The sequence below is a fragment of the uncultured Sunxiuqinia sp. genome (assembly GCF_947495665.1).
Taxonomy (GTDB): domain Bacteria; phylum Bacteroidota; class Bacteroidia; order Bacteroidales; family Prolixibacteraceae; genus Sunxiuqinia; species Sunxiuqinia rutila.
In genome coordinates this window covers 40,265-53,116 of the sequence record NZ_CANLZV010000004.1, presented here as the reverse complement: position 1 = coordinate 53,116, position 12,852 = coordinate 40,265, and the positions used below count along the sequence as shown (strand labels likewise).

Sequence of the window (12,852 nt, the reverse complement as noted above, 5' to 3'; positions counted from 1 at the left end):
TAAAAATGATAATCTCTGAGTTTTGTCTGAAAAAGATCTAGATAATGTATTCTTAACACGATTATCCGTTATTTAGAATGGTTCTGAAAAGATTTGGGCGATTGGCTGAAGTTTAACTGGTTTTCCCTTATTTTTTGTTCTTTTGTGTCAATAAAATTCAATTTTGGAAATGAAACGTTTACTTGGATATTTACTAAGCCCTGTTTACCTCTTGGTTTTTGGCTTGTTGTTGGTCGTGTTCCACCCCATTCAGATTGTTTGTCGGTTGGTTGGAGGATATCCCCTGCGGAAAAAATCGGTGGACATTCTCAACTTTTTGTTGATCTATAGTTTGGTTATTCTGGGAACACGCATCCGGTTTCGGGGATTTGAGCAGTTGCCCCAAGGGCGTCCGTTCATCATTGTATCCAATCATCAAAATACGTTGGATATTCCTCCTATTGTCTGGGGATTTCGGAAGCATCATCCTAAGTTTGTGTCGAAGAAGGAATTGGGCAAAGGCATTCCAAGCATTAGCTACAACTTGCGTCATGGTGGTTCGGCTTTAATCGACCGTAAAAATGGGCGTCAGTCCATTGTTGAAATCACCAAGCTGGGTAAGCATATTGAGAAAGAGCAGTATTGTGCCAGCATTTTCCCCGAGGGCACGCGCAGTAAAACCGGTTTAGTGAAATCATTTCAGCCAGCCGGAATTGCATCCTTGTTGCGTGCAGCGCCTTCAGCCTGGATTGTTCCTTTTGTGATTGACGGAAACAGCCGCTTGATGCAGAAAGGCTACTTTCCTTTGGCTTTCGGAACGCGCCTGACCTATACTGTTTTAGAGCCCATTGATCCTTCCGGACGGGATGTAAAAGAGTTGACGCTGGAAATTGAGAATAAGATCAAAGCCCATTTGAATCAGGCATAAACTGGTTCAGTGAATGCACCGTTAAATTTGCTCCCAGCCTTGCCGGTAGTTGTGCCGGATCCATTCTTCGGCCATCTTTTTGGCCGGCAGGGTAACAAAATCCTTGTTGAAACGGGGGTCTCCGTTTACAACCTCAAATTCATCCTTGGCCAGAATGTGCAGCTGATCGTCATTGCTGATGTTGGTGAAACGCATGTTTGGACCATCCCAAAGCAGTTTGCGCTGCAAACTTTGCAAGCGAACGGCCAGCACACCCATCACGACCATTTCGTTTAGCGGTCCGGCATAGTCGAAGTTGGATGATGCTTCTACACGGTTTTGGGGCGTTTCCTTGCAGGCCCGAATCCAGTCCTGTTCGTGTCCGCCTTCCTGGGCGTTAGGAATCCGTCGAATGCTTCTTTCCGGCTGTTCAAAATGAGTCATCTCACGTGTTGGCAGCAGGGTGGGGGTAGCCGATGAAGCACCGCACATGATCTTTCCTTTGGTTCCATGAAAAATACAGCCTCCACTTTCATTGCCCATAGGTTCTCCGGGCAATAGCTCATCGGGGCGGGGCGGCATCAGTCCCCCGTCGTACCAGGTTACGGTTACCGGGGGCATGGCCACTTTGGGGAGGTTATCCCTGGCGGGGAATTCGTAAACGACCATTTCGGCATTGGGGCATGACTCGGTATTTGTTGGTGTGGAACTGCCCTGCACTGAGGACGGGTATTCCAACTTCAATGCTTTAAATACCGGATCAAGAATATGACAGGCCATGTCGCCCAGTGCGCCGGTGCCAAAATCCCACCAGCCGCGCCAATTCCAAGGCGTATAAATTTCGTTGTAAGGGCGGTAGGCTGCCGGCCCTAAAAATAAATCCCAGTCCAGTGTTTTAGGAATGCGCATTTCCTTGTCTGGTCGCTCCAGCCCTTGCGGCCAGATGGGGCGGTTGGTCCAGGCATCGACCCGGGTAATGTCTCCAATTTTTCCGGCCCAGATCCATTCGCAAATTTGCCGGATGCCTTCATTGGAATTCCCTTGGTTTCCCATTTGCGTGGCTACTTGATAACGTCGGGCTGTTTCGGTCAGCACCCGACTTTCGTACACCGAATGGGTGAGGGGCTTTTGAAGGTAGACATGAATGCCTTGGCGCATGGCCATTAAAGCCGGCAGGGCATGCGAGTGATCGGGCGTAGCAATCATCACTGCATCAATGTCTTTTTGCTTGTCGAACATCACCCGGTAATCCTTGTACTGCGGAGCTATAGGCCATTCGCGGAAGGAGTTCCGATTTGCATATTTCCAGTCAACGTCACACAGGGCAACAATATTTTCCAGCTCCATGTTTTTCAGGTTGCGATAGCCCATCCCTCCAACACCAATCCCGGCAATGTTGAGTTTGTCGCTTGGTGCTTTATGCCCCAACCCGCCAATAACATGGCTGGGAAGCAGGGTCAATCCGGCTAATGCCCCGGTGGTTGATCCGATAAATTTTCTTCGGCTGATGCCCGTTTTACTAGGTTTCATTGCGTTTGATTTTAGGAAATATGCGTGGACAATTTAGTAAGAAATGTTGATTTTGTAAAAAAAGGAAAAGCTCTAATTGGAAATAATTGACCAGTTCGGATTGGGCAATAAAAAAACGAGGTAAGATGTTTCTTACCCCGTTTATTGTAATTAAACTTGAATTCAATCATTAAGCTGGCATATCCGGCAAGCTCCATGGTGCACGGTAAGTGTGCTTGATCAGTTCTGATGCAAACTCTTTTGCAGAAACAGGATCAGTCCATGTTTTCTTGAAGGTTGGGTGACCATCATGAATCGCAAAACCATCTTTAATAACAGTTCTGATTTCTTCGCTGTCATTCAGGTTTGTGAATTCCATTTTTTCTCCATTCCACTCAAGCTCTTTATTCAGGCTTTGTAGACGAACGGCCAATACACCCATGACTACCATTTCGTTGAATGGTCCGGCTTCACTGAAGTCAGATGCCGTAGGGATCCGGTTTTCAGGAGTTTCTTTACATGCACGTACCCAGTCCATTTCGTGGCTGGTTTCAATGCGACGACGGAATTTAGGTGCGTCTGGTTTGCGTCCGGACAACAACCATGGATTAACACCGTAGCAACCACAGATCAGCTTGTCTTTAGTTCCGTGGAAAATGACACCACCACCTGAGTCATTCGGGTTTTTACCAGCTGGCCATCCGTCGGGAAGCATTGGTTTAATACCACCATCATACCAGTTTACTTCCACTTCAGGAAGTTTAATTTTCATTTTTTTCTTCGCTTTCCTTTCGGGGAAAGTTAATTTCACAGATTGTGCTGTTGGGGCACAGTCTTGTAACAATAAAGTAGAGTTACCTTGTGCCTTTGTTGGGTAGCCTAAGTCCAGACCAACAAATACCGGGTGCAGGATGTGGCAAGCCATATCACCTAGTGCACCTGTACCGTAGTCCCACCAGCCACGCCAGTTCCAAGGATGGTAAATTTCGTTGTACGGACGCATTTTAGCTGGTCCAACGAACAAGTCCCAATCCAATCCATCAGGAACCCACTGCCCGTTTTCAGGAGTGTTCAATCCTTGTGGCCAAATTGGACGGTCAGTGAACGCTTCTACTTTGGTAATTTCACCAATCTCACCGTTGGCAATCCATTCGGTTGTCAGGTTTACACCTTCGCCTGACGATCCTTGGTTCCCCATGGATGTGGCCACTTTATACTTCTCAGCCAATTTTGTCAACAAACGAGATTCGTAAACGGAGTGTGTTAATGGTTTTTGCACGTATACGTGTTTGCCCATGGCAATGGCGTGAGCTGCAGTAATGGCGTGGGTATGGTCGGCTGTTGCAATCATAACTGCGTCGAAATCTTTACCCATTTCGTCATACATTCTGCGCCAGTCTTTGTACTTTTTGGCTTTTGGATAGCGGTCGAAAACGCCGTTGCCGCCAGTGTAGTTCCAGTCCACATCGCAAAGACCGATGATGTTTTCTGATTCCAGGTTCTTCAAGTTAGCGAAACCCATACCGCCGACACCAACACCAACGATATTCAGTTTATCACTCGGGGCTTTGTGTCCCAAACCTGCAATAACACTGCTAGGAAGAATGGTAATTCCGGCAGCTGCAGTTGCAGCTGTTCCCAGAAAGGCCCTTCTTGAAACTTGCTTTGATTCTTTTGAAAGCTTTTTCATAGTTTATAATTCAAATTGATTCAGGTAAAAACGTAATTTTTCAAAGCCCGAAAGCTTTAAAAAACCAGTTAAAGATATAATTCTTCGGGCTTACCCCCAAACATTTTGCCGGATGAATCCGCAAAGGACAACGGAATTAGGATTCTTGGCTTGAATGGGTTGCAATAAAGAGGAACGATAACTAATGGGTTTTTACAGGTTTGTCAAATAGTTTTTGTCTATTCCGATTAAAAAAAATCAATTTGATTGCCACTGGAGCTGCCGCTATATTTGCCACAGAAATTATTGAAAAATCAAATATTAAAAACAGAAAATCATGTTGACAATAGGACAAAAATTTCCCGAGTTTAAAAAGACAGCCGTTGTTTCTCTTGAACCAGGAAAAGAATTTAAGACCATTACCAATGAAGACCTGAAAGGCAAATGGAGTGTGGTGTTTTGGTGGCCAAAAGACTTTACGTTTGTATGCCCGACAGAAATTACCGGGTTTAACGACCACTTCGCATCATTTCAGAAATTGAATGCCAACCTGATTGGTGCTTCAACCGACTCTGAATTTGTGCACCTGGCTTGGAGAAACGATCACCCTGGCTTGCGTCAGCTGCAATTCCCTATGTTGGCGGATACTTCAAAATCGCTGGCCGAAGACTTAGGAATTTTGGAAGCTGACGAAAAAATTGCTTACCGGGCAACTTTCATTTTAGATGAAGAAGGAGTGATCCGTTGGGTAAGCGTTAACGATTTGGCCATCGGCCGCAATGTGCCTGAAGTTTTACGCGTTTTGGGTGCTTTGCAAACAGGTGAGTTAACTCCTTGTGACTGGGAGCCGGGTCAAGCAACATTAGCTTAATACAATACGCCATAATGAGTTAAGTTAGATTAGATCTTATAGCTTATAGAAAGGATGTCAGCAGACATCCTTTTTTTGTGCCTGAAAAATCGGAGAAAAGAAACCGAAATCGCTGCAGCAGGAGGAACTATTGCTTGCTGTCGTTCAAAAGAAATCAATTTTGTTATCAGACGGTTAGTCGCAAGTAGGGATAGACTGTTAACAGGTGTTAAAAGCAGAGCTTATTGTCTGATTTCTTAACATTGGGATAATTTGTAAGATTCAATTAACTAGTTGATTAAGTTTTTTTTCGATGTGTTAAAGTTTTTTTAACCAAAACTAGTTGACTTAGTCAACTAATTCGGATTAGTTTTGCTGAAAACAATTTAACGATGAACACAGATAAACCATTGGGGCATATTCTGGGGCAAACGGTCCATGCCTATAAGGGGATGATAATGCAGGCGTTTAAAGAACAAGAGATTCATCTGAGTTTTGAGCATTTCGCGATTATGTTTCAGTTGTCTTTAAATAAGAATTGGACGCAACAAGAGCTTGCTGATGCATTTAACAAGGATAAGTCAATCATTTTGCGACAAATCAGTGTTTTGTTGGATAATGGCTATGTGGTTCGAAGCCAGGATAAGCATGACGGGCGGAAAAAGAACCTGATGCTGACCAGCAAAGGAGAAGAAGAGTTGGATAAAGCCAAGCGAATTGCAAAATCGTTGGTCGATAAGTTGTTGGCAGGAGTGAGTAACGAAGATTTTCAGGCCTTTAGGCGTGTGGCTGAAATGATTCAGCAAAATGCCGGATTTACGCCTGGTGAGTGCAATGACTAATTTGAAAACAGAAGACTTTAAACAATAGATTAAACATGAAAACAAGAAAACACATTAAAAATCTGAATTTTATTTGGTTGATGTTCGCGGCTGTAGCCTGCACACCAACCCAGGGAGAAGTGGCCCCCGGAGCCCCGGGACAGGCAAAGGAGTATCAGGTTATTTCAATAAAAGAGCAAAGGGCAACGCTGGATAAAAGTTATCCGGCAGTTTTGGAAGGCCAGCAAACGGTTGAGATTCGTCCCCGCGTGGCTGGATACATCGAAGAGATTTTGGTGGATGAAGGAGCCTATGTGAAAAAAGGACAGGTGTTGTTTCGCTTAAATGCGAACGACATTGAAGCCAACGTACGCTCAGCCGAAGCGCAGGTTAAAGTTGCCGAGGCACAAGTGGCTACGGCCAAAATCAATGTAGGCAAAACCAAACCACTGGTTGATAAAAACATCATCAGTAAGTTTGAGCTTGAGTCGGTTCAGTCAACACTGAAAGCAGCCGAGGCACAATTGGCCCAGGCCAAAGCCAACATGGAAAATGCCAAAGCCAACCTGCAGTATACTAAAATCACCAGTCCAACCGATGGCATTATCGGTAATTTCCCATACCGTGTAGGAAGTTTGGTGAGCAGTGCCATTGCTGAGCCTTTGACAACAGTTTCGAATACGACAAACATGTATGCTTACTTTTCGATGAATGAAAAAGACTTTCTGCAATTGACCCGTGACCTGGAAGGTGCTAATCTGCAGGAAAAACTCAAGAGCATACCAGATGTTTCCTTGGTTTTAGCCGACAATACCACCTTTGACGCTACTGGAAAAGTGGAAACTGCCAGTGGTTTGGTTGATCAGCAAACCGGATCAGTAAACATTCGGGCTTCGTTCCCCAACCCCGGGTTCCTGCTACGCAGTGGTAGCAGTGGTTTGGTTCGTATCCCGGAACATTTGGAAGCAGCAATCCTGATTCCGCAGAAAGCGGCTTATGAATTACAGGGTAAGCATTTTGTATACGTGGTAGGTGAAGATAATAAGGTAGTAAATACCAGTGTAGAGGTATTGGCCGGTAACCTGAAAGACTACTATGTGGTTACTTCCGGATTGAAGGTTGGTGATCAGGTTGTGATTGAGGGAATTACTTCGCTGAGAAATCAAACACCAATCAAGCCAAAGTTGACAGAACTTAGCTCGATGAACGAAAGCGGGCTTGCAGCTAATTCAAGTCGTAACTAAAATTCCACAGAAAACATGTTCAGAAAATTTATTGAACGACCGGTATTATCATCGGTCATATCGATTGTTATTGTCATTGTTGGCGTGTTGGGGATTACCACATTGCCCATTGAACAGTATCCGGATATTGCACCTCCAACCATTCGGGTGTCGGCTAACTACACCGGCGCCAGCGCCGAAACCGTGCTGAAAAGTGTGGTGGTGCCGTTGGAAGAACAGATCAACGGGGTAGAGGACATGACCTACATGACTTCTTCTTCCATGAACAACGGGCGTGCAAACATTGAAGTGTATTTTAAGCAAGGGGTTGACCCCGACATGGCTGCGGTAAACGTTCAGAACCGGGTTACCCAGGCCACCAATATGCTTCCTGCAGAGGTGGTAAAAGCCGGGGTGATTACCGCCAAGCGCCAGAGTAGTATTCTGTTGATTACTTCGTTGTACAGCCCGGATGGGACATACGATGAAACCTTTATTCAGAACTATGCCAATATCAACCTGATTCCGATGTTTAAGCGGATTAGTGGTGTTGGAGAGGCGATGATTTTTGGTGCCAAGGATTATTCCATGCGTATTTGGTTGAAACCGGACGTGCTGGCCGCTTACAAACTGGAGCCACGCGATGTGATGGCTGCTTTGAATGAGCAAAGTTTGGAGGCTGCTCCCGGACGTTTTGGAGAGCTGAATAATCAGACCTACGAGTACATTCTGAAATACAAAGGAAAGCTATCTCAGTCCGAAGAGTTTGAAAACATTATTATCCGGGCCGATCAAGACGGAAATATCCTTCGGTTAAAAGATGTGGCCGAAGTGGAACTGGGAGCGCTCAGCTATTCGGTAACGACTACAGCGATGGGAAAACCCGGTGTGTCAATTGCTATTTTCCAGGCGGCCGGATCCAATGCGCGCGAAGTAATTTCGCAAGCCAAAGCCACCCTGGAAGAGGCGTCCAAATCGTTTCCTGAAGGTCTGGATTATACCATTCTGAATGATACGAATGAATTCCTGGACAGCTCAATTAACAAGGTGTTGAAAACGTTGGTTGAAGCGTTGGTGCTGGTTATCCTGGTTGTTTTTATCTTCTTGCAGAACTTCCGGGCAACCTTGATTCCGGCGATTGCTGTTCCGGTATCTATTATTGGTACCTTCTTCTTCTTGAGCTTGTTTGGGTTTACCATCAACATGTTAACCTTGTTTGCCTTGGTGCTGGCCATCGGTATTGTGGTAGATGATGCCATTGTGGTGGTGGAAGCCGTGCATGCCAAGCTTGATGGTGGCGCTAAAAACGGAAAAACAGCAGCCATTTCGGCCATGAATGAAATTTCAGGTGCGATTGTGGCCATTACCTTGGTGATGTCGGCCGTGTTTGTGCCGGTAACTTTTATTTCCGGATCAACCGGGGTTTTCTACAAGCAGTTCGGAATTACGCTGGCTGTGGCCATTATCCTGTCGGCCGTAAATGCCTTGACTTTGAGCCCGGCCTTATGTGCTATTTTCCTGAAGCCAGAGCATGAAGATCCTTCGAAAAAGAAAAACCTGAAAGAGCGGATGTATGCTTCGTTCAATACGGCTTTTGATGCGATGACCGAAAAATACCGGAAAACCACCATGTTCTTTTTGAACCGGAAGTGGGTGGCTGTTTCCGTGATTGTTGTCTTTGTCGGAATTATGGGATATCTGATGAAAACAACGCCAACGGGCTTTGTACCCAACGAAGATACCGGAAGTATTTTCCTGGATATTAGTATGCCTCCGGCTACGTCATCCGAAAAGACCTTGATTGTAGCCGAGCAGGTTGACTCCATGCTAACAGCGATTCCTGAAATAGCCGGGCGTTCTACCGTAGCGGGTTATTCTTTGATTAGTGGGGCTGGAAGTTCGTATGCCATGGTAATTTGTAAGCTGAAACCTTTTGCCGAGCGTACCGAGAAGAGCCAGGGAGTGAACAGTGTTATTGCCCGCATTTACCAAGCGACAGCCGGAATTCGGGATGCCCGGGTAATTGCTTTTGCTCCTCCTATGGTTCCAGGATTTGGAGTTTCCGGTGGTTTTACCCTTGAACTGGAAGATAAGACCGGTGGCGATATTAAGAAGTTTGAGCAGATCAGTAACAACTTCCTGATGAAGCTGAACCAGCGTCCCGAAGTCCAGTATGCGATTACTTCATTCAGCACCAACTTCCCGCAGTACGAAGTGGATGTGAATGTAGCTGTTTGTAAGCAGGCCGGCGTAGGAGTTAATTCCGTGTTGGGTGCCTTGCAAGGATATATTGGTGGTTACTATGCTTCAGATTTTAACCGGTTCGGAAAACAGTTCCGGGTGATGGTTCAGGCTGATCCGAGCTACCGGGGTAATCCGGAGGATCTTTCAAGTATTAAAGTCAGAACTGGCAACGGAGAAATGGCTCCAATCACGCAGTTTGTTACGCTGAAGCGGGTGTTTGGTCCCGAAAGTTTGAAACGATTCAACATGTACACGGCCATTTCGGTGACCGGAGCGCCTAACCCCGGATTCAGTACCGGTGATGCTATTGCTGCGGTGCAGGAAGTCGCTGAACAGGAACTGCCAATGGGCTATGGATACGACTTTTCAGGATTGACACGGGAGGAATTGGCCTCGGGAAGTACAACGGTTATCATTTTTATTTTGTGTGTGGTATTTGTTTACTTCCTGTTGTCTGCACAATACGAAAGTTTTATTCTGCCTTTGTCAATTCTCTTTTCATTACCCGTGGGGATTGCCGGTTCATACATTTTTGCCCGCATCATGGGGGTTGAAAACAACATCTACCTGCAAATTTCACTGATCATGTTGATTGGTTTGCTGGCTAAGAATGCTATTCTGATTGTTGAGTTTGCCTTGCAACGCCGCCATGAGGGAATGACCATCATGCAGTCGGCGATTGAAGGGGCGGTTGCTCGTTTACGTCCGATTTTGATGACCTCGATCGCCTTCATTGTTGGTTTGTTGCCTTTGATTGTTGGTGGTGGAGTAGGAGCTAACGGAAACCGTTCAATTGGTGTGGGAGCCGTAGGCGGAATGCTTATCGGTACCTTCATCGGTATCCTGGTTATTCCAGCCATGTATGTTATTTTCCAAACGCTTCAGGAGAAAGTGAAGAAACCGGAACAAACAGAAATTTCAGAGATGAACAGCCTGGATTAATCGTTCAGCGCAATTAAGAGAAATTATGAGAACAAAATCAATCAAAAATATACTCCTCATTATCGGAATCTCGGGGCTGCTGGTATCATGCAGCAGTTCCCGGCATTTTCAAAAGAAGGATGTTAACACCGAAGGGCTTTTTGGCGTTGAGGTGACTGACTCGGCCAACCTGGCCGAAAAACCCTGGCAGGAGCTTTTTAGCGATTCAAAGTTGAAAGCCCTCATTCAGGAAGGACTGGACAATAACCTGGATCTTCAGATGGCCGTTCAGAAAATTGCGGAAGCTGAAGCCTATTTCGGTCAAAGTAAAGCCGCCTTGTTGCCAGGAGTAACTGCACAGGGATCGGTGGTGCATAGCCGTAATTCGGAATCGACCAATCCTGCTGGTCCCCGCGAATTGGATGTTTACCAGCTCAATGCCCAGGCAAGCTGGGAGCTGGATATCTGGGGAAAGTTGCGCAGCTCGAAACGGGCCGCTTATGCCAACTTGCTGGCCAGCGATGCCGGACATAAAGCGGTGCAAACCCGGCTGATTGCCAACATTGCTTCAGCCTATTACAGCCTGCTGGCCTTGGATGCCAAACTGGAAATTACCCGCGAAACGGTGAAGAACAACATTGACCTGGTGGAAACTATGAAAGTGTTGAAAGAGAATGGCCGGGTAACGGGGGCGGCTATTGTGCAGAGTGAAGCGGCTCGTTACGCAGCAGAAGTTACCCTGCCGGATTTGGAGCATCAGATTCGGGAAGTCGAAAACGGGTTGAGCATGCTTTTAGGGCGGACTCCTGGCCCGATTGAACGCGGAAGTCTGGCCGACCAGGAAGTGGCAAGTCTGCTGCAAACCGGGGTTCCGGCTCAGCTGTTGGAAAACCGTCCGGATGTGATGCAAGCCCAGTATGGGGTGATGAGTGCTTACGAAATGACCAACAGTGCCAAGGCGTACTTCTTTCCTTCGGTAACACTAACGGCAAACGCTGGTTTTGAAGCGCTGGACCTGGCTGATCTGCTTGATCCTTCATCGTTTGCTGCCAATGTTATCGGTGGACTGGCTTCGCCTATTTTTAACCGGAAAGCCAATACCACACGGCTGAAGGTGGCACGTGCCCAGCAGGAATCAGCTTTGTTAGGTTTGCGTCAGACTTTGCTGAATGCCGGCCAGGAAGTGAACAATGCTTTGGGGCTTTACGATGCTTCTGAAGCGAAGATTGTGTTGCGCGAAAAGCAGTTGTCAGCCCTCGAAAAATCGGTTGACTATACCAACGAACTGTTAACTTATGGATCGGCAACCTATACTGAGGTATTGAATGCCCAACAAAGTTTGCTGGCCGCGCAGCTTAGCAATGTGAATGACCATGTGCAGCAGCTGAATGCTGTTGTGTCGCTATACCGTGCATTGGGTGGCGGATGGAAATAAATCCTTTCATGTTTAGTTATAACTTCAAAGGCCGGGTTCTTGTAATCCGGCCTTTTTTATGCTTTCCCTTTGCGGGTTATTACTTTGGAAAATGTTTCCAGATGGCTGCAAAAAGCAAAATCCAGCCGGCAATAAAACTTAGTCCGCCAATGGGCGTTATGGCACCCAGCCATTTGATTCCGCTGATGGTTAGAATGTACAGGCTTCCGGAGAAAATCAGAATTCCGATGATGAGGCAAATGGCTGACCAGTTGATCAGGCTTGATGGCATTTGCATGGCCAAAGCACCCACCAGAAGTAGTCCAAGGGCATGGTAAAAATGGTATTCAACACCGGTTTTGTAGATTTGCATCATATTGGGCGACATCTTGTCTTTCAGGCCGTGGGCGCCAAAAGCCCCCAGGATAACTGCAATCACTAAAAAGCCGGCTCCTGTAAGTAGTATGGTTTTGCTCATAAGTGTGGTTTTAAAATGCTTGCTAGTAAAACAACGTCAAGCTGATTTTGTTAGACAGCCGCAGTTTTCCTTGCTTTGGGAAGTTGTTTTTCAGTGTGTTGTCGGATTTAATTAACGGGCAGTACCAATTGAATGTCCCAAAAGTCAACAATATACGATGCATCACGTTTGGAATAAGGGATGTAGCCGGATTGGAAGGTTGACTTTTATAACATCAAGCATTCGGATGTTTCCTGGTTTTCAGCTTCGAATTGATCACTAAAATGACGATAAAAATGAGAACAAGATTGGATTTGCTGGTTTGGAGATACCTTGTCCCAATGCTTCGCCCGGAAATGTTTCAATGGAAGATTTTTCAGCTGCTGGCTGTGGGCTATAGTCTTTGCTACTCAATGCCTCGTCGGCTAATGAAGCACTACTTTTGGGGCCAAGGGCGCCCTGTAACGGTTGATGCCCGCGAATTGCTGAAGGATAATCCGCATTTGCTGCCGCTGATTCAGGAGCAAACCCAAAGCAAGATGGAAGGAAAGCTGACTATCTCGCAATTGCTGATCAGTGACCCACAATGGAAATATTCGGTGGGCTCCTTCCGGCTTTTTTTCAAACGTCAGGCGGAAGGGGTGCAGTTTCAACTTCGGTCAAACTACGAGTTTCAACCAAAGTCTGCCCGCTTAACCGGTCATTTGCACCAGGCACTTGTCTCGTCAGCCCAAACAAGGGGCTTTTTAATAACCAGCCCGCCATTTTGGTTGAGCAACACCGAGTTGGAAGTACAGCCAGCCTGGAGCGAAATCCAGCCGACCCTTCCTTTGGCCTGTTACCTTTTGGTGTAAAAAC

Annotated in this window: 10 protein-coding genes; 7 read left to right on the top strand and 3 right to left on the bottom strand. The window is 46.3% G+C overall.

Features of this window, described 5'->3' with window-relative positions:
* Positions 1–169: 169 nt before the first annotated feature.
* Positions 170–907, top strand: a complete 738-nt coding sequence (locus tag Q1A18_RS06770) for a lysophospholipid acyltransferase family protein (RefSeq protein WP_299578177.1) — start codon at positions 170–172, stop codon at positions 905–907.
* A gap of 21 nt (positions 908–928) precedes the next feature.
* On the opposite strand, the gene Q1A18_RS06765 is transcribed toward Q1A18_RS06770, so the two are convergent.
* Together Q1A18_RS06765 and Q1A18_RS06760 are read right to left on the bottom strand one after the other, a co-directional pair.
* Positions 929–2,416, bottom strand: a complete 1,488-nt coding sequence (locus Q1A18_RS06765; protein ID WP_299578176.1) for a Gfo/Idh/MocA family oxidoreductase — start codon at positions 2,414–2,416, stop codon at positions 929–931.
* A 169-nt stretch (positions 2,417–2,585) separates the two neighbouring features.
* Entirely contained in the window at positions 2,586–4,085 is a 1,500-nt protein-coding gene (locus tag Q1A18_RS06760) for a Gfo/Idh/MocA family oxidoreductase (RefSeq protein ID WP_299578175.1), read from the bottom strand.
* Positions 4,086–4,401: 316 nt separating this feature from the next.
* Between Q1A18_RS06760 and Q1A18_RS06755 the strand changes: the two genes are divergently transcribed.
* From Q1A18_RS06755 to Q1A18_RS06735, 5 genes are all read left to right on the top strand, one after another.
* Positions 4,402–4,935, top strand: coding sequence for a peroxiredoxin (locus Q1A18_RS06755; protein WP_299578174.1), 534 nt, complete (start codon positions 4,402–4,404; stop codon positions 4,933–4,935).
* 371 nt (positions 4,936–5,306) lie between these two features.
* On the top strand, positions 5,307–5,756 hold the full coding sequence (locus tag Q1A18_RS06750) for a MarR family winged helix-turn-helix transcriptional regulator (protein ID WP_299578173.1): 450 nt from the start codon (positions 5,307–5,309) through the stop codon (positions 5,754–5,756).
* Positions 5,757–5,791: 35 nt separating this feature from the next.
* Positions 5,792–6,979: an efflux RND transporter periplasmic adaptor subunit gene (locus tag Q1A18_RS06745; protein ID WP_299578172.1), complete on the top strand. Its 1,188-nt coding sequence runs from the start codon at positions 5,792–5,794 to the stop codon at positions 6,977–6,979.
* A 15-nt stretch (positions 6,980–6,994) separates the two neighbouring features.
* A complete protein-coding gene (locus Q1A18_RS06740; RefSeq protein ID WP_299578171.1) occupies positions 6,995–10,144 on the top strand; it encodes an efflux RND transporter permease subunit in 3,150 nt (1,049 codons plus the stop codon).
* Positions 10,145–10,169: 25 nt separating this feature from the next.
* The gene (locus tag Q1A18_RS06735; RefSeq protein WP_299578170.1) at positions 10,170–11,558 is read left to right on the top strand and encodes a TolC family protein; all 1,389 of its coding nucleotides are present in this window, start codon (positions 10,170–10,172) and stop codon (positions 11,556–11,558) included.
* Positions 11,559–11,637: 79 nt separating this feature from the next.
* Here Q1A18_RS06735 and Q1A18_RS06730 read toward each other — a convergent pair whose 3' ends face one another.
* Positions 11,638–12,015 carry a DUF423 domain-containing protein gene (locus Q1A18_RS06730; RefSeq protein ID WP_299578169.1) on the bottom strand — a complete coding sequence of 126 codons (378 nt, stop codon included), beginning with the start codon at positions 12,013–12,015 and terminating at the stop codon, positions 11,638–11,640.
* A gap of 275 nt (positions 12,016–12,290) precedes the next feature.
* Between Q1A18_RS06730 and Q1A18_RS06725 the strand changes: the two genes are divergently transcribed.
* Positions 12,291–12,848 carry a hypothetical protein gene (locus tag Q1A18_RS06725; protein ID WP_299578168.1) on the top strand — a complete coding sequence of 186 codons (558 nt, stop codon included), beginning with the start codon at positions 12,291–12,293 and terminating at the stop codon, positions 12,846–12,848.
* The last annotated feature ends 4 nt before the right edge of the window (positions 12,849–12,852 follow it).